Source organism: Shewanella violacea DSS12 (assembly GCF_000091325.1).
GTDB lineage: Bacteria > Pseudomonadota > Gammaproteobacteria > Enterobacterales > Shewanellaceae > Shewanella > Shewanella violacea.
In genome coordinates this window covers 3,638,314-3,657,767 of record NC_014012.1, presented here as the reverse complement: position 1 = coordinate 3,657,767, position 19,454 = coordinate 3,638,314, and the positions used below count along the sequence as shown (strand labels likewise).

The following is a 19,454-nucleotide window of genomic DNA, read 5'->3' as shown; positions in this document are numbered from 1 at the left end:
TTAGTCTCAAAGAGTCGACACTGTTTGCTTGCTCTCAGTAAATGACTGGCTTAAGTGTGCCAACAAGTCTGCCGACATAGGTGCCAGTTGCCTCGCCTTATTCATGCACACCATCTCTATGTTGGCGGTGACGGCAGGTTTTTTGCCATTAGGTCGCCAAATTTCCTGATGCCAGACCGTTCTGTATTTACTCTCGAAGTAGAAACGAGTCCTGATGTCTATGATATCGGCGAACTCGACTCCGTCATGACACAACATATCACTGCGATAGACGGCGAAACCTAAGCCTTGTTGATTCCAGAGTGAAGCTAATGTATTAGCTCCTATGACATGCTCTCTGGCTCGCTCAAAATATTTGAGGAAATTAGGATGATAAACCACGCCTGAAAAATCAGTATCTTCGTAATAGATTTGAACTGGGAAATGGAACGTCTTGCTGTAATTCATCTCTTTACTGCTTTGAACTGTCTTGTGCATAGTTGTCTGAGCCAATACCTCTGGGAATTGGCGCTAGTCTAGCACAGAGAAAAAACGAATAGGTTTTACCTTTATACTTGTCAGGATTAATTGTCAGTATTACTTGCTAGGAGTATTAGCTTAGCAAGATACTCATATTTTTTGCTAACAGCCATCTGGATTGAGTGAGTTAAGGCCGCTATCCAGTCATTTTCCAGAAGTAACTTATGGCGCTTATTTAGGCGGGGATTGCTAGGTCTGGGCTGGATGATCGCTAAAGGTCAGTGCTTTATCGGCGGGCACCCATCCTTGGGATGAAAATATCGCTAAACGACTAAGTTAAACATGCTTATGCCATATGCTTTAATACTTGTAGAGGAAGTCATTACTCACTCCAAGTTTATGTTTGTCTTCTGTTTTGAGCTTATTTTCGCCGTCTCACTAATGGTATGCTTCTGCTACACTCAAAGTTATAAACTTACTATTATTGCTGAGAGAATAACGACGACTCATGGATTCAGAAGTAATTTATTCCCTGGTACAGAATGCCGCGTTACTGCTAGCCATGGTGTTTGTCTATGATGCAGTGCCTAGAAAGCAGCAGAATGAATATTTCTTCATATGGCGATTATCGGTGGGAGCCGTCATAGGTGGGATCACCATTATGACTATGATGACTCCTTGGGAGTATCAAACAGGTGTATTTTTCGATACCCGCTCTGTCATTTTAGCTATTTCTGGTCTGTTTTTTGGTGCTCTTCCTACCTTTATCGCCGTCAGTATCGCGGCTGTTTATCGACTCATGGAGGGAGGCATTGCTGTTTGGGCTGGACTTGGGGTCATCATATCATCTGGGCTATTTGGCAGCTTATGGCGTTATAAGCGTAAGGCGGCGATTGCCGATCTTAGTTATAAAGAGCTCTATTTGTTTGGCTTTATTCTCAACCTGCTCAGCTTAAGTTGGATGTTTATACTGCCATTTGATATGGCAATTAATATTCTGATGCAGCTGAGTCTGCCTGTATTATTGATTTTTCCTGTTGCCACGACTTTACTCGGCTTACTCCTGAGCAGAAGACTGGAGATAGAGCGAGATGCCAAAATACAGCTGCAAGATGACTTTATGTTTCGCTCGCAGTTTAATATCGGCAATATTGGAATCGGCATTTCTACCGTAGATCAGCATTGGGTAAAAGTGAACCCTAGGGTATGTCAGATGCTGAAATATACCCAGGCTGAGTTGTTGACCAAAACCTGGGTGGAGATGACACATTTTGAAGATCTGCAAACAGATTTACTTCAGTTTGAACGCATGTTGCAAGGTGAGATTGATGAGTATGAGATGGACAAGCGTTTCGTCGCTAAAGACGGCAGCATAGTCTATACCCATCTGACGGTAGCTTGCCAAAGAGTCAATGCTAAGGTGCAGTTGGTTATTTCAGGCTTGTTGGATATTACCTCTCAGAAGCAAGCCGAATCGGCAATGCGTTCGAGTCAGGAGCAGCTTGCATTAGTGCTCAGTAGTAGTGAATTAGGCTTATGGGATTGGGACATAAAGACCAATAAAGTCGACCGGAATGAGCGATGTGCCGAGCTACTAGGTTGTAGTGTCTACGAGATTCAGCACAACGAGAGAATCTGGATAAACGGCATACACCCACAGGATAGGGTGGCTGTGCTGCACTCAGTTGATGCTCATCTAAAAGGGGATACAGTCCAACATAGTATCGAGTACCGACTGGTGGCGCTTTCGGGAGAGACTCGCTGGATATTAGACAGTGGCAAGGTTGTCAGCAGAGATGCCAAAGGGGTCCCCCTGCGTATGTGTGGTACCCATACGGACATTACCGATAGAAAACGCGTCGAGGAGTCGTTAAAGCTAGCGGCTTCTGTTTACAACAATTCCAGCGAAGCCATGAGTGTGCAAGACCGTCAGGGTAAAATAATCACCATCAATTCGGCATTTTCTGAGATAACAGGTTATCTCGAAAATGAGGTCATCGACCAACATATTGATATTTTGCGCTGTGAAAGGACCAATAAAACTCAGTTCGAGCAGATGAGCTTACAAATAATAGAGACCGGAAAGTGGCAAGGAGAGATCTGGCTAAAACATAAGAATGCCACTGAATATATCGTCTGGTTAACCATCAATACCATCTATGACAGCCGAGGCGAAGTCTATCGACGCGTCGCGCTCTTCTCCGATATCACAGAAAAAAAACAAGCCGAGCACATCATCTGGAAGCAGGCTAATTATGATCCTCTGACTGGACTGCCTAATCGCCGCATGTTGTTGGAATATCTGGGCACTGAGTTGCTTAAGTCTGATCGTAATAAGCAACACTTGGCCTTGATGTTTCTAGACCTGGATTATTTTAAGGAGGTTAACGATACCTTAGGCCATGATGTGGGTGATCTGTTATTGGTTGAAACGGCCAAGCGATTGAAAAGCTGTATACGTGAATCCGATGTTGTTGCCAGATTAGGAGGTGATGAGTTTACTTTAGTGCTTTCGGCCATCGACGATCATAAAGGTGTCGATAGGGTAGCGGCTAATATTCTAACCCGTTTATCTGAACCCTTTAATCTGGGAAATGACACAGCCTTCATCAGTGCCAGTATTGGTATCACCCTATATCCCGATGATGCTTCGAGCATAGAGAGTTTACTTAAACATGCCGATCAGGCCATGTATGCGGCTAAAGATCTCGGGAGAAATCGTTTCCATTACTTTACGGCTTCGATGCAGGAAGAAGCGCGTTATCGGATGATATTGATCCGTGATTTACGCCAAGCCGTAAATAACAAAGAATTTGAGATTTTTTATCAGCCCATTATCGACCTGCCTAACGGAGAGATCCATAAGGCCGAGGCACTTATTCGTTGGCATCATCCCGAAAGAGGCTTGGTATCTCCTGGCGAGTTTATCCCAGTTGCCGAAGAGACGGGGCTTATTATAGAGATAGGTAATTGGGTGTTTTCACAAGCGGCAAAACAGTGTGCACATTGGCGTGACAAGTATGGTGTAGAGCTGCAGATCAGTATCAATAAGTCTCCCGTACAGTTTAGAGACGAGGGAGATAGTTTTGAAGACTGGATCGTGCAATTAAAGGAGCTAAAGCTTGCGAGTAACAGTATCTGCGTCGAGATCACCGAAGGTTTATTACTGGATGCAAGCATGGGGGTATCGGAGAAGTTATTAGCCTATCGTGACGCGGGAATACAAGTTTCACTGGATGATTTTGGTACAGGTTATTCTTCACTGGCTTACTTGAAAAAGTTTGACATAGATTATCTTAAAATTGATCAGTCTTTCACCCGTAATTTAGAATCTGATACCGATGATGTGACACTATGCGAGGCGATTATCGTCATGGCACATAAGTTAGGCATGACGGTTATAGCCGAAGGCGTCGAAACCGAGTACCAGAGAGATATCTTAACTAAGGCCGGTTGTGACTATGGTCAAGGTTATCTTTTCTCTAGACCCATCCCAGCTGCCGATTTTGAAGATAAATATATCCGCGCTATCGCACAGATGAAACATGAACAGGCATCGTCGTAGCCAGTGAAGTCGGATTTTGGTAGACTCCGCGCTCATTTATATTTACCTAAACCAACGAGCTCTCCATGAAATTTGACGCCCTCGACTTGAACCCCTTACTGCTACAAGCCATAGATGAATGTGGTTATCAGCAACTCACACAGGTTCAATCTGAGGTCATACCGCTGGCTTTATCCGGGGTCGATCTTATGGCATGCGCCGAAACGGGAACGGGTAAGACCGCCTCATTTGCCTTGCCTCTATTGGAACGCTTACTCAAGGAAGACCATGAGTCTCCTTGTTTACGTGGCCTTATTCTGACACCTACCCGCGAGCTGGCGATTCAAGTGGCCGAGAATATCACTCGCTATGGCCAGTTTACGTCCCTCAAGACGTTAGCCGTCTATGGTGGGGCGAACATGAACCCTCAACGTAAGGCATTAAATGCCGGAGTCGACATCTTAGTGGCTACACCGGGTCGACTGTTCGATTTTGTTGGTCAGCATGGGCTCAATTTATCTGAGGTGACTAGCCTTATCATAGATGAAGCGGACAGAATGTTGGATATGGGCTTCGTCCGTGATATCGAGAAAGTTAAGTCTCTGGTTTCATCCCAGCATTTAACGCATTTTTTCTCGGCGACCTATAGCGACCCAGTGAAGCTATTAGCCGAGAAGATGCTCAACTCTCCCCAGTGGATTAATGTCGCTCAGACTCGCTCTGCTGCCAGTGTCGAGCAAGAGATCTACCTGGTCGATAAACGCCGTAAAGCCGAACTGCTCTCTGAACTTATTGGGCGCAATAACTGGCAACAAGTATTAGTTTTTGCCACCACCAAGGAGAGCGCCGAGCACCTTAAGAGTGAACTCAGCTTAGATGGCATCAAGTGTGGTGTATTTCATGGTGACAGAACTCAAGGGGCTAGAAATCGCACCTTAGAGGAATTTAAGTCGGGTAAGATCAGAGTGATGGTGGCTACAGATGTAGCAGCGAGGGGACTAGATATCCAGGCGCTGCCTTTGGTGATTAACCTAGAGCTGCCTTATGGGGCCGAGGATTATATTCATCGTGTAGGCCGTACTGGTCGTGCAGGCTTAACCGGGCGAGCTATCTCCTTTGTCTGTCCATCGGATGAGGAGATGCTGGAGGAGATTGAGAGTCTGATTGAGCTTAAGTTACCGCGCATCGTTCTGCCTGGTTACGAGCTGGGTGCGCCTCTGCCGGCTCGATATCGCGAGACTCAAGATGTGACAAGCACTAAGAAGAAATTTGAGCGACGTAAAGGAAAGCCTGTCAATAAACATAAGGGCAAGCCTAAGGGTCGCTCTGACGGTGCTAAGTCAAGCTATGCTAACCGACGTACAGATAAGAAGCGTTAATCGTATACCAATTGGTATCACCAGCAGATAAACAAAAAACAGCTTTTAGCTGTTTTTTTTGTTTACGGTGTTTATGGTATTAGTGGGTTAAAAATTCTTCGATGCCAGTGACACCAAAATATTGCACCGAACGTTTAACTATTATCTTTTTAGCGATCAGCTGGCCGTCCTTGAAGATTTTTACCACCTTCTTGCCACCTTTATCATCGGCGCTGTATTCGTGATCATCGTTCAGTCTCAAGTCATCGAACTGGCTCTTCATAATCAAATGCATAATCACTCCTGTGAATTTATCACTTTTCTATCGAGCCTATATTGAGCCCGAATATTGAGTCATTGCCTTACCTTTCGATACTAGTCCTATTTGTCATGGAGTGCATCAGAGTGCCTTATTAAATTTTACTTCTTTGTTTTCTGGTGAATAAGCCAAATTCGGCTGTGGTTTCGTTTGCTGAGTTTGGAGTCGGGGGCGAACAAACAATAAGTAATAAAGGATACTTGCAACAAACCAAGATATGCCCAAGCTCCAGATCCCATGGGAAAAGAAATGCGCGCCTCTCAATTGCTGAGTCAGGCTAAATAGCCCGCCTAAGCCGATACCAAAAGCTAAGCCTAATTTACGATATTCAGGTTTTACCTGAAGGAAAAAGTAGTACAGGGCTACCCAGGCATAACCGCCGCTGGAATGGCCTCCGGGAAAACATTGACCCAAGGGGGTGCCTTTAGGCAAGGGCTTGAAGGTGGGCACGTATGGAACACTGCCGCCAAACTGAATCACATCCCAGGGACAGCTGACATGGGTGACATCCTTGATGAATTTCACCAGTAAAATACTGGTGAGTACGCTGATAAACAGATAGATCAGGCAAGATCGGTATTTACACCAGGTTGAGCGTTTAAAGCTTGTGCTTATGATGCAAAGCAGTAGCGCGCCTAATAAAATAATAAAGTGTCGTCCGCCTTCGTGGAGCACAGTTTCGGTCAGCCAGTGATATCTTAATGGCCAATTATCGACTCCGCCCTGAAGATTGAAGATGAACTTAGCTATGGATAGATCGAATTTAAAATATTCGAATAGGCCGGCAATGAAGAGAAACGTCATTAAGGGATAAGTGAAGTGCTTCTTGATAGAGAAATGCTGCCTGTCAGTTGTCTCTTGAATCATTGCTATTCTCTCTTTACTTGTATTTATCAATCTAAATTCGATAAATGCGCTTGGTTAGGCCTATCTCAGTGGAAGTTTATTGACCATGGAGTGAAAAAAATGTCGACATAGACTGAATAAGCTCAGCAAGCTGTGTACTAATATCAATATAAGACTCGAAATAGCGGCATAGCCCATTAAAGGGGGCGCGTCACAGATCTCGCAAACAAGAGGGACATCTAGGGCTATATTGATTGTCATGTGCAGGACTCAGGCATAAAATAGGTCTCAATATAAACATGTAAATATAATGCATGTTATTTTTTGGAGTGACCTTGATGCTTAATATTGATGATCCTGCGGTGACAGATAAAATCCCTGCTATCTGGCGATTAGCTTTCAGACCTTTCTTCTTAGGGGGAGCTGTACTGGCAGCCTTGTATATTCCACTCTGGCTAGTTACCTGGTTTATGCCGCAATACAGCCTATTTCAGACTCAAGTATGGAGCAAGGTAGTACCACTTTGGTGGCACCCCCATGAGATGTTATTTGGTTTCGCCATGGCGATCGTTGCTGGTTTCTTGCTGACTGCGGTAAAGAACTGGACCAATCAGCCAGGCTTGTCAGGTATTGGCTTAGCGGTGACGTTTTTCTGTTGGCTGACGGCGCGAGTTTTACTCTTGCTTCCCTTCGATATTCCGTTATTAGTGCCGGCTCTGTTTGATTCACTCTTCTTAGGCTTAACTGCACTAAAGCTATGGACTAGCGTCTATAAGGTCAAGCAGTGGCACAATATTGGCTTTCCTATCATGTTGTTTCTGGCCTTGTGCATCAACTTACTGAGCTACTACGCCCTGAGTGAGAGAGACTTTACCCTGTCAAACCATATCTGGCAGGCGATGATCTGGTGGATGGCGCTGCTGATCACTATCGTCGGTGGCCGAGTCATTCCCTTCTTTACTGCTATTCGGATTAAGCAGGAGAAGCGCGAGGCTATTCCTCTATTAGAGAAAGCCCTAATTTTGGTGATGCTACTCTTGGTGATCCAAGCCATTGGTCAGTTTTTACCTATGGCTGTCGAACAAGGATTGTTAGTGGTTGCCGGTGTACTGCATCTCGCTCGTTGGGCTCGCTGGTACCCCCATAAAACGCTGAAAGAACCTATGCTCTGGTCACTGCATATCAGTTACATGTTATTGCCTGTTACCTTACTCGCGCTTGCCTGGAATATCGATAACCTTATGGTCTATCGCAATCTGCTGCACCTATTTGCTATAGGCACCTTGGCGGGGGTTTGTCTGTCAATGATCTCCCGTGTTTCCTTGGGTCATACTGGGCGTAACATCTATGCCGGACCTAAGATGTCCTTAGCGTTTGCAAGTATCGCACTGGCGGCTCTATTTAGAGCACTGATGCCGACCCTAATGCCGGATTATTATCAGACCTGGTTATGGATTTCCGGTGGTTTCTGGTTTATCGCTTTCGGTCTGTTTGTCTGGCATTACGTCCCAGTGTTATCGAGTCCCCGAGTGGATGGAAGACCGGGTTAATCGCTGTATTAATCGCTGTGCATTATGATTATGGAACCTAGATATTCGATTCGATTGGTTAAGCGTTTGAGATGGAATAGTCTATTTTTAATCGATATATTCCTTAGGTGAAACCTGCTGATTAGAAAATAAAAGCTCTTTATGAATTGTCCTTAAAGAGCTTTTCTTCTTAAACTATTCGGCTTGCTCCAGTGCCTGAGACACATCACTGATGATGTCATCTATGTGCTCGATCCCCACAGATATGCGGATTAAGTCTTCCGATACACCGGCCTTGGCGAGCTCGTCGGCATCGAGTTGTCTGTGGGTCGTTGATGCCGGGTGACAGGCGAGGGACTTGGCATCGCCAATATTGACTAAACGTAAAATCATCTGTAGAGCATCGATGAAACGGCCGCCCGCTTCCTTGCTATCACAGTTCAGGCTGGATTTTATGCCGAAGCTGATGATCCCCGATGCTTTACCGCCGGTGATTTTATGACACATATCCTGAAATGGGCTGTTTGGCAGCGCCGCGTAGTTGACCCAACTGACTCTTGGGTGTTGCTCGAGATACTCGGCCAATGTTAGTGCGTTGCTACAGTGACGCTCCATTCTCAAGGCCAGAGTTTCCAAACCTTGTAGCAGTAAGAAGGCGCTTTGTGGTGCAAGTGCAGCGCCGGTATTTCTCAGTGGCACCACGCGGCATCGTCCGATAAAGGCGGCTGGGCCGAAGGCGTCGGTGTAGACCACTCCATGATAAGACGGGTCTGGCTCATTAAGCAGGGCGAAACGCTCAGGCTCTGCGGTCCAATCGAACTTACCGGAATCTATGATCACTCCGCCTATGGTTGTGCCGTGACCGCCGATATATTTAGTCAGGGAATGGATCACAATATCGGCGCCAAATTCAAACGGTTTACACAGGACTGGGGTGGCGACAGTATTATCGACAATCAAAGGCACGCCGTGCTTATGGGCAATCTCGGCTAAACGTTGCAGATTGACAATATTGCCCGCCGGGTTACCGATAGACTCGCAAAAAAGCGCCTTAGTCTTGGCATCGATATGGGCTTCTAAGCCTGCATAGTCATCAGATGCCGCCATGCGTACATCGACGCCCTGGCGAGGAAGAGTGTGAGCAAATAGGTTATAGGTTCCGCCATAGAGCTGACTAGTGCTGACGATATTGTCACCCACTTGGGTCAGGGCTTGAATGGCATAGGTGATTGCCGCCATGCCTGATGCGACCGCGAGTGCACCGACACCACCTTCAATCGCCGCTAATCTCTGTTCAAGTACATCCGTTGTCGGATTCATGATACGGGTATAAATGTTACCCGGCACTTTCAGATCGAACAGGTCGGCGCCGTGTTGAGTGTCATCGAAGGTGTAGGAAGTGGTTTGATAGATGGGGACAGCGGCGGCCTTGGTGGTGGCTTCTGATTTATATCCGTGGTGCAGTGCCAGTGACTCTAGTTTCATCTTTGTCTTCCTAATTCCTTTTGAATGAAATATGAACATAGCAAGTGGACGTCTAGAAGTCTAAATGTTTTTTTTGGTTTTGTGTAAAGACCCAGGTCAATAAATCTGGGGGAGGTGGGCAGTACACATTAAATTCACGGATATGGGTTTGGTAGCGACCTTGGCGATGATTAGCTGTAGGGCTTTCAGAACATAGATATATCTGGTGTTTGTTATACAGAGCATAAATCAAAAAGGGATGGAAAATATCGATAATTAAAAGATATCTACCATCCCAGCTTTGAGCTTAGTTAACTATCTTGGCACTGTTTATTTGCAAGAACTTTCTTGCAATAACTTATTTGCACCAGTTTTCTTGCAACAGTGCCAAGGTTTAGTTTTACACTGAGTAAGCAAGATAAGCCTGCACTAAAGATATTTGCCATCCCAGCTTTGAGCTTAGTTAACTATCTTGGCACTGTTTATTTGCAAGAACTTTCTTGCAATAACTTATTTGCACCAGTTTTCTTGCAACAGTGCCAAGGTTTAGTTTTACACTGAGTAAGCAAGATAAGCCTGCACTAAAGATATTTGCCATCCCAGCTTTGAGCTTAGTTAACTATCTTGGCACTGTTTATTTGCAAGAACTTTCTTGCAATAACTTATTTGCACCAGTTTTCTTGCAACAGTGCCAAGGTTTAGTTTTACACTGAGTAAGCAAGATAAGCTTGCACTCAAGATATCCGCCATCCCAGCTTTGAGCTTAGTTAACTATCTTGGCACTGTTTATTTGCAAGAACTTTCTTGCAATAACTTATTTGCACCAGCTTTCTTGCAACAGTGCCAAGGTTTAGTTTGACACTGAGTAAGCAAGATAAGCCTGCACTAAAGATATCTACCATCCCAGCTTTGAGCTTAGTTAACTATTTAGGCACTGTTTATTTGCAAGAACTTTCTTGCAACAACTTATTTGCCACAACGCCAAGGTTTAGTTTTACGCTGAGTAAGCAAGATAAGCTTGCACTCAAGATGAGTGCCATCCCCAGGTCTTGTAATATCCCTGTGAGCGCTAGTCCCGCACCGAACAGTAAATAATAAGTTAACCCAAACAGGGCGCCAGCTGTGCCTACTGCGTGTCGATAATTTTCTAACGCTTTACTAAAGATATTGGGTAATGCCATGCCACTACAAAGTAACATGCCTATCATGGGTATTAAGAACAGCAGATCAGACCTGAGTAACCAGACACCAAAGGCGAAAATTAAGGCCAGCACTGAGGCGGCCGAGATCAATTGGTGTGACTGCCAGCCTTTAGATATCAGACGTTTACTCAGCAAGCTTCCCAGTATTGTACCTATGGGTAACAGGACGCCGCTATAGCCAAAATCAGTCGAGCTCATGCCTAAATCATGAAAGATAAAGGGACCCAGTGAGTAGTAGCTATATAGCATGATATTAAAGGCTGCTATCAGGCCAGCGTTACACCATAACTTAGTGTCTCGGCTCATCTGTTTAGCCAGCTGCAAAATGCCAATTTCGGGTCCTTTATCTGATTCGGCGTTAGCACTCATGTCTGGATTAGTTTCAGACAGAGTGAGAATAGCCAGCAGCCAAAGTGCGATGGCTAGCATCAGCAAGCTGCAGAATATTCCGCTATAGCCGAAATGAGTCACGATAATGCCGCCACTCAATAATCCAATAACCGGGCTGATAGAAACACCCATGGTGATCAGTGAGAATGCCTTAGTCAGTTCGGCACCTTTATAGCAGTCTCGTAGCATAGCCTGGGTCACGACTGAACCTGTGGCTGCACCGAAAGCCGATAGGATTCTGGCCAACATTAGGGTCTCAAAACTGGTTGCAAAAATAGCCAGTGTGGCACCTAAACCATAGGTGACTAATCCAAACAGCATGGCTTTTCTACGACCTAAGGTGTCACTTAGCCTTCCCCAAACAAGTACCCCGAAGGCGAAAGCGATAAAATACACAGATATTGTCTGTGAGGCTGTTTGGGCTGTCACCCCAAACGCGTGTGATATGTGAGGTAAGGCCGGGCTATAGATGGTTTCGACAACTTGTGGAAACATCACTAAAGCCAATATAAGCCAGAGATTTGGCATTGTTTTCATAGGATGTTACTCCGTGGCATTTAATAGTAAATCTGATGCCGAGAACTATAGCAATCAAGGGGGTGTCTGATCACAACAATAAGGACGTATAACATCAAAATAAAGACATGTGGCGTTTGTAAGCTCAAACTGCGTAGAAGAGATGTTTGTCCTGCCTATTCCTCAAGAGCCTTCGTTTGAAGCTCGGCTGGCACAAGTTATGTCTGTAGAGACCTTGGCCAGCCACTGAATCAAATGAGAAAAATACCTACTGGTATCACAGTTATTATCATTTTTAACGATACAATTAAATCGAGACCATGGCCTCTTATTGAGGTGTACTCTCCTCGGATTTGAGCGCCTTCTGCTGTTTGCTTTTGTTGAAGATACGCTCGACAACCACGAAGAATATTGGGATAAAGAATATCCCCATGAAGGTTGAGCTCATCATGCCACCCAGTACGGCTGTACCTATGGCGTTTTGACTACCTGAGCCGACACCGGTACTGATAGCTAAAGGTAATACGCCTAAGCCGAAGGCTAACGAGGTCATCAAGATTGGACGCAGACGTACACGTACCGCATGCAGTGTTGCATCGACAAGGGGGGTCCCTTTCTCGTAGTATTCCTTGGCAAATTCCACGATCAGAATGGCGTTCTTCGTCGCCAGTCCTACTGTGGTTAACAGGGCGACCTGAAAGAAAACATCATTAGGTAATCCGCGAGAATTCATGGTGATAAGTGCACCAATAACCCCCAATGGAACCACTAAAATAACCGAGAATGGCACAGACCAACTTTCATAGAGGGCTGCTAGAACCAGAAATACCACTATGATAGACAGGGCATACAGAGCTGGAGCCTGATCACCCGAGAGACGTTCCTCATAGGATAGACCATTCCACTCGATACCAAATCCAGCTGGTAATCTCTTCGCCATCTCTTCGATATCGGCCATGGCAGTACCAGAACTATAACCAGGTGCTGTTTCGCCCAAGATATTTATCGCAGGTAAACTATTAAAACGTGCTAGAAGCGGCGAGGACTTTTCCCAGGTTCCTGTTGAAAATTCCGAGAAAGAGACCATCTCCCCCTCATTATTTTTCACATACCAGCTATCGAGATCTCCCGGCTTCATGCGGTACTTGGCTTCGCCCTGTACGTATACCTTCTTAATTCGGCCGCGATCGATGAAATCATTCACGTATGAACCGCCCCAGGCGGTACCCAGTACACTATTTACCGAGTCAATATCGACACCTAATGCTCTGATCTTAGCCTGATCTATATTGACCTGATAGATAGGGGCATCTTCCGGCCCATTTGGACGTACATTTATCAGATTGGGATTTTCCTTTGCCATGTCCAGCAGCATATTTCTCGCTTCCACAAGTTTTTCATGACCTTGGCCATTTCTGTCTTGCAAATAGAAATCGAAACCGTTCGCCGTACCCAACTCGATCACCGCTGGAGGCACGAATGCAACGACAGAGGCATCTTTTATCAGCTTAAACTGAGTCATGGCACGATCAGCTACTGACTTAATGTCTTGTCCGGCACCTTCTCGTTCACTCCAATCTTTCATGCTGACGAAGTTGACCCCCATATTCTGGCCGCGTCCGGCAAAGCTGAAGCCTGAGACACTAAATATCGAGTTAACATTTTCACTCTCATCATTGAGATAGTAGTCAGTGACTCTTTTCATCACCTTCTCGGTACTCTCAAGACTCGAGTTTACCGGCAAGACTGCCTGATTAAACATGATCCCTTGATCTTCATCGGGCAGGAAGGCAGTTGGCATATGGATGAAGATCCAAGCCATAGCAATAACCAGACCCAGATAGATCAACATGACACGACCTGTACGCTTGATCATGGCGGTTACACTGTTGGTGTAGCCTGATGTCAGCTTATCGAAGCTACGGTTAAACCAGCCGAAGAAACCTGTCTGGGTATGACTCTGATCTTTCTTAATCGGTTTAAGCATTGTGGCGCACAGAGCCGGAGTCAGAATTAAGGCTACCATCACCGAGAGTCCCATGGCTGAGATGATAGTGACTGAAAACTGACGGTAAATAACCCCTGTGGAGCCGGACATAAATGCCATGGGCACGAATACCGCAGCCAGAGTCAGGCCAATCCCTACTAGAGCTCCGGTGATCTGCCCCATGGATTTTTTGGTGGCTTCTACGGGGCTCAGTCCCTCTTCTTGCATCACACGCTCGACGTTTTCCACCACCACGATAGCATCATCAACCAGTAGACCAATCGCCAGGACCATAGCAAACATGGTCAAGGTATTAATCGAGAAGCCTGCGGCTGACAAAATGGCGAAAGTCCCCAATAACACCACAGGCACGGCGATGGTTGGAATAAGTGTCGCCCGTAAGTTCTGCAGGAACAGATACATGATGAGGAATACTAAGACCACCGCCTCAAGCAAGGTATGCACTACACCTTCAATGGATCTTTCAACGAATGGTGTTGTGTCATAGGGATAAACCACTTCTACGCCTTTAGGGAGGAATGGCTGCATTTCAGCAATTTCTTCCCGAACTGCATCAGCAGTGGCTATCGCATTAGCACCCGTTGCTAAATGTATAGCTATACCGACTGTAGGCTTGCCGTTGTAGAAGGAGTTTACCGTATAGCTTTCACCGCCTAATTCAACACGAGCCACATCCTCCAGTAAAACTTTCGCACCCGAAGAATCAGCTTTAATAATGATTTTCTTAAACTGGTCTGGGGTTTGTAAACGACTTTGAGCCGATACTGTTGCGTTCAGCACTTGCCCTGGAAGGGCTGGTGATGCACCGAGTTGACCCGCAGAAATCTGTGCATTTTGCTCACGAATGGACGCCATGATATCTATGCTGGTTAGATGGTATTCGGTCAGTTTTAGAGGATCTAGCCAGATGCGCATCGCATACTGAGCACCAAATAACTCAATATTACCGACACCAGGTACACGGCTCAGAGGATCTTGAATATTAGATGCAACATAGTCAGAGATATCATTCTTATCCAGAGAGTCATCTTTGGATACGAAGCCGACAAGCATCAAAAAACCTTCGCTAGACTTAGTGACCTTAACACCTTGTTGCTGAACTTCTAATGGTAGCTGTGGCATTGCCAATTGAAGCTTATTTTGCACCTGTACCTGAGCAATATCTGGATCGGCCTCGGCATTGAAGGTTAAGGTGATTTCTGCATTGCCGAAGCTATCACTGGTGGAAGATATGTAGCGTAGGTTGTCGATACCTGTCATGCGTTGTTCGATGACTTGAGTAACCGAATCCTCCATGGTCTTAGCGGAGGCACCAGGGTACATAGCCCAGATCACTACGGTTGGCGGTGCAATGCTTGGATACTGAGATACCGGGAGCTTGAATATCGACAAGACCCCAGCCAGCATTACTATAATGGCGATCACCCATGCAAAAATAGGGCGATCGATAAAGAAACGAGACATAAGTCTACCTTTAATTGTTATTACTGGTTGGCCGATTGATTGGCGAGCATATTTACGGATTTATCAGAAGAGGCAGCGATAGGCTTAACAGGATCGCCGGGATGAATCATTTGCAATCCTTTGACAATAAGGGTGTCCCCGACGGCAAGACCATGTGTTATACGCCATTGATGATCGATCACTTCGGCAGTGGTCACGACTCGGGATTCGACCTTGCTTTCATTATTGACTAACATAACGACAGCTTGGCCCTTAGTGTTGCGAGTGAGCGCTTCCTGGGGTACCAGAATCGCTTGTGGATCGGTACCTGCATTGAGAACTGCACGCACATACATCCCCGGTAATAATAAACCATTGGGGTTGGGGAACTTGGCCCTTAAGGTCACCGAGCCGGTATTCTCATCGACACTCACCTCGGAAAATTGCAATACACCTGAATAACCATAGGGTGTACCATTTTCAAGAATTAGCTGCACATCGGCGTTATCGGTTACCTGTAATTTACCTTGTTTAAGCTTGGCCTTTAGCCGCAATAGCTGTGCACTGGATTGCGCGATATCCACATTGATGGGGTCTAACTGTTGAATCCTTGCCAGGGTTTTTGGGTTATCAGATGAGACTAACGCCCCAACGGTGACATTAGATTTACTGATCCTACCTGAGATAGGTGCCTTCACTTCCGTATAGACCAAATTAATCTTGGCGGTATTAATCGCCGCTTTAGCTACCACAACTTTTGCTAGTGCTACTTTATAAGTCGCAATTTTCTCATCCAATTTTTCCAGACTTTCGACATTAGTTTTAATCAGCACCTTATAACGAGTCATAGTCGCTCTAGCCAATATCAGATTAGCATTGGCACTGGCCAGCTCTGCTTCAACACTGAGTAATTTTGCTTTATATGTGGCCGAATCTATTTGATACAGAGACTGACCCTTCTTAACATTGCTGCCTTCGATAAAGCTACGTTCGATGATAATACCCGAGGCTTGAGGTCTGACTTCAGCCTCGAGGAAGGCCTTACTGCGGCCTGGTAGTTCGACTTGAATATCCAGAGATTGACTCTTAACCTTAATAACACTCACTTCAGTGTTGTCAGGCGTATGGCCTTGCTTAGGGTTATTATTTTGTCCACAGGCCGTTATCCATAACGCCATACTCATAAAAGAGGCAAGCTTCACTATTTGCCACATAAGAACTCCTATCATAGAAACAGAACCAAATAGAGTAATCCGAACAGTAATAAGTACTATTTGGCATATATTTGGAAACATAAATATTGGTGTAAAACCTGAACTCGCTGTACCTCATAAATAAACAAGGGCAACAAACAATGAGCAGTATAAAATGAATAATTCTGAACCAATATTAGGATTTGGACATTAAATAGTAACTTAAGGACATAGTTGTGAAATACGAGTAAGACTCATAATTTCAGCTTGCCTGCCAGAGCCGATAACTGCGGATTATCACGTAACAAGGTGAGTAGGTAGCATATTGTCTAAGGCGTCGAGAGGCTCGGGAGCATGGGCTTAGTTATGGCTGTAGGTATTCTTGTGGCTAAAAGTAATCCGATCCGCAATGGGATCGGGATTGCCGGGAAGCAAGTTACTTCTGATGTCGATAATCTCTGAGTCGTGAGTTTTCTCCTTCTTCTTTGCTGTTTCTTATTTAAGCCTGGTTACTTTCACTTAGTTGCAGATTTATCCGCTCTAGCAATAGGCTCTCATTCTTGTGGGAGGTGACTTGGTGGCATTGAATAATAAATCTGCTGCCGAGAACTATAGCAATCAGCGGGATGTCTGATTACAATGATAGAGGCATTTAATATCAGAATTAAGACTTATGGCGATTATAAACTCAGATTGTGCAGCAGAGGTGTTAGCGAGCTTAGACGATTACAACGCTCAGGTGGTCGGCATTGCTTCAGGGATAGGGTCTTATGACTCAGGCGTTCACAGCCATAAGAAGTCACAGCTGCTGTATGCTCCAGAAGGTTGTATCACCATAGCTCTGGAGCAGATGCAATATGTATTACCGCCGACCAAAGCCGCCTGGATCCCAGAGGGAATAGTGCATTGTGCCAAAATGCAGATGCGTGATGTGGTGACATGTCGTTCTCTGTACTTCGATACCGCTTCCTTTATCGGCTTGCCTGACAAGATAAAAATTATTGGCGTTAACGACCTGTTTAAACAGCTTATCGAGCGTATGTCTCTGTGGCCATGGGATATGCCAGCCGAGCAACAAAAGAACCTACTGGCCCTGTTTATCGAGGAGTTGCTGGTAGCGCCGGAAGAGATGTTGCCACTGCCTATTCCTGATGATCCTCGTTTGAAATCTTGGCTAATAAAAGTGATGTCTGGAGATACCTTGCCTCAGCCACTGAATCAAATGGCCAAAATGATTGGTGCCAGTGAGAAAACCATTTCGCGTATCTTCATCAGGCAAACCGGAATGCCTTATCAGGCTTGGCGTCAGCAGTGGCGGCTACATGGGGCAATAGTACGACTCGCCGAGGGCGGAAGTATCTCGGAAGTGGCTTTTTCTCTGGATTTTTCCAGTGATAGCGCCTTTATCAGCTTTTTTAAGCAGCATATGGGCGAGACGCCGAGTCGATTTATTCACGCTTGAAGGAATTAAATTAATCTGAGAGTTCTAGGATTGAACGACACATACCATTAGAAAACATATTGGCGATAATCGGCAGTATTAGAACTATTTGGATAGAAATCCTCTTGGAATTTAAATATGCAGATTATTAATTGGATCAACATATTTACAGTTACTGGCTTGTATATTCATTGAATATCTATTTTAGATAATAGTTTTTATGGGCTTAGTTCAATTAGGACCTAAAACTCCAGAATTAATCGCTGGATGTTACATGCTTCAATTCCGCATTGTTACTGAGTTTGTACTATATTTTAACCATGCAGGATGCAACTCAAAATGCATTGCAACTTGCATATAAATGGGTGCCTACAAGGCACTGGAATAACTAAATTTTAGATGATGAACCAAGATGTAAGTAAGCTAATGACAGACACCACCAGACACGGAGCGGACGATAGTTTGTGGTAAAAAATGTATTCCGACTCAGTTATATCAGTTGTAATAGCTAGGTACAGAAAAATCCTACCAGCTAAAGCAATAAGTAAGATGCAAGAAGTAAGAAGTAGTGAGTAGTCGTTAATATTTTCTCGCTAAGAGTTAAGAGTTAAAAGAAAGCCGGGTCGGCTCAATCAATTAAACTGCCCTCTGGATAAGCTCGCAGCTTAGTTAATAAGTTTATCTGGAGAGAGTAATGATTAAATCTAAGAAAATATTAGCCGTGAGCATGGCGGTCATGTTTGGGCTCAGTGGCTTGGTGTTAGCAGGTCACTTTGTAAATGAACATTTAGCTAACGAAGGCTTTGAAGGGGCTGGAGGAGAGTGGTCAACTACTGGCGAAGCTGCTCGACTTGATGATGTTTCAAGTGCAAGAACTGATGATTGGTCCATGTTTATTAGTGCAGATGAAGACATTGGTGGTAGTGCTTCGCAGATGTTCGCTGAGCTTGATGAATGTTCTCCTTATGGTTTAGCGACATTTGAGTTAAGTGGTTATTACGACAACCCTCTTGTGGAGACTGTAGATGCTGTAGATTATGCCTCGGTTGCAGGCATGATGGTGCAGTTTAATGTTGATGGTCCATTTTCAACTAGCTCTGATGTTGCTAATCTTGATTATGAAGAGATGACTCTAGCTGGCAATATCCCAGCGTGGGCTATGTCAGCAACTGTTACCATTGATGGTATGCCCCATGATAATTCTCATCTTGGACATACAGGAGATGACACCGTTGATGTTCGTTGGGACGATATGGCATTTATGACTGATTGTGTGGCCGATTATGCCAAAGTGAGTGGTAAAGCTGGTGATAGTTCACAAAAAGGCAGTAGAGGAATGTATTCCTTCTCTGGAGCGATAGGTACCTTAGAAAGTGAAGCTTGTACTGGTGGAGAGGATGCTACTATTCAACCTGTTGGCTCGTTAAGTATCAATTATAAAGAGTTGGGATATTCTTGCGAATTTACTCCTACAGCTCCCGTAGTATATTCAGGTTTAACTGCTACTCTAGCTGTGAGTTATATTTGTGATTTACCTGAGCCAGATGAAGATCTAGAGGGAACAGCTGAGATAGTGTTAACTCAAGGAGCTGGAGGGGCAGAAGGCAAGGGTAAAAATAAAGATAGAGGTATGATTTCTGTAGATGCAAGTGATGATGAACTTGATATTGAAGAAACAGATCTTGATAAAGGTAATGTTAACCTTCTTGCTGCTGTTTGTTTATAATTTCATTCCTACAGTA

12 protein-coding genes are annotated in these 19,454 nt (G+C 44.9%); 5 read left to right on the top strand and 7 right to left on the bottom strand.

The features are described from left to right. Positions 1 to 6: 6 nt before the first annotated feature. Positions 7 to 477: a thioesterase family protein gene (locus SVI_RS15220; protein WP_172634442.1), complete on the bottom strand. Its 471-nt coding sequence runs from the start codon at positions 475 to 477 to the stop codon at positions 7 to 9. 490 nt (positions 478 to 967) lie between these two features. Between SVI_RS15220 and SVI_RS15215 the strand changes: the two genes are divergently transcribed. After that, positions 968 to 4,024, top strand: coding sequence for an EAL domain-containing protein (locus SVI_RS15215; protein ID WP_013052494.1), 3,057 nt, complete (start codon positions 968 to 970; stop codon positions 4,022 to 4,024). Between the two features lie 65 nt (positions 4,025 to 4,089). Continuing rightward, positions 4,090 to 5,382 (top strand): DEAD/DEAH box helicase, encoded by a 1,293-nt coding sequence (locus SVI_RS15210; RefSeq protein ID WP_013052493.1) that lies wholly within the window; start codon positions 4,090 to 4,092, stop codon positions 5,380 to 5,382. 79 nt (positions 5,383 to 5,461) lie between these two features. Here the strand turns inward: SVI_RS15210 and SVI_RS15205 are convergent, their stop codons facing one another. Further along, a complete protein-coding gene (locus SVI_RS15205) occupies positions 5,462 to 5,656 on the bottom strand; it encodes a hypothetical protein (protein ID WP_013052492.1) in 195 nt (64 codons plus the stop codon). 105 nt (positions 5,657 to 5,761) lie between these two features. After that, complete coding sequence (locus SVI_RS15200) at positions 5,762 to 6,547, bottom strand: phosphatase PAP2 family protein (protein WP_041420004.1); 786 nt, start codon at positions 6,545 to 6,547, stop codon at positions 5,762 to 5,764. Positions 6,548 to 6,864: 317 nt separating this feature from the next. On the opposite strand from SVI_RS15200, the gene SVI_RS15195 reads away from it, so the two are divergent. Further along, positions 6,865 to 8,076, top strand: a complete 1,212-nt coding sequence (locus tag SVI_RS15195; RefSeq protein WP_041420003.1) for an NnrS family protein — start codon at positions 6,865 to 6,867, stop codon at positions 8,074 to 8,076. Positions 8,077 to 8,250: 174 nt separating this feature from the next. On the opposite strand, the gene SVI_RS15190 is transcribed toward SVI_RS15195, so the two are convergent. From SVI_RS15190 to SVI_RS15175, 4 genes are all read right to left on the bottom strand, one after another. After that, positions 8,251 to 9,540 (bottom strand): O-acetylhomoserine aminocarboxypropyltransferase/cysteine synthase family protein, encoded by a 1,290-nt coding sequence (locus SVI_RS15190; protein ID WP_013052489.1) that lies wholly within the window; start codon positions 9,538 to 9,540, stop codon positions 8,251 to 8,253. 917 nt (positions 9,541 to 10,457) lie between these two features. Then, entirely contained in the window at positions 10,458 to 11,648 is a 1,191-nt protein-coding gene (locus SVI_RS15185; protein WP_013052486.1) for a multidrug effflux MFS transporter, read from the bottom strand. 307 nt (positions 11,649 to 11,955) lie between these two features. Continuing rightward, complete coding sequence (locus SVI_RS15180; RefSeq protein ID WP_013052484.1) at positions 11,956 to 15,099, bottom strand: efflux RND transporter permease subunit; 3,144 nt, start codon at positions 15,097 to 15,099, stop codon at positions 11,956 to 11,958. A gap of 20 nt (positions 15,100 to 15,119) precedes the next feature. After that, entirely contained in the window at positions 15,120 to 16,292 is a 1,173-nt protein-coding gene (locus SVI_RS15175; protein WP_041420002.1) for an efflux RND transporter periplasmic adaptor subunit, read from the bottom strand. Between the two features lie 652 nt (positions 16,293 to 16,944). On the opposite strand from SVI_RS15175, the gene SVI_RS15170 reads away from it, so the two are divergent. Both SVI_RS15170 and SVI_RS15165 read left to right on the top strand, forming a co-directional pair. Then, positions 16,945 to 17,733: an AraC family transcriptional regulator gene (locus SVI_RS15170; RefSeq protein WP_013052481.1), complete on the top strand. Its 789-nt coding sequence runs from the start codon at positions 16,945 to 16,947 to the stop codon at positions 17,731 to 17,733. Positions 17,734 to 18,406: 673 nt separating this feature from the next. Continuing rightward, positions 18,407 to 19,438: a hypothetical protein gene (locus SVI_RS15165; protein ID WP_013052480.1), complete on the top strand. Its 1,032-nt coding sequence runs from the start codon at positions 18,407 to 18,409 to the stop codon at positions 19,436 to 19,438. The last annotated feature ends 16 nt before the right edge of the window (positions 19,439 to 19,454 follow it).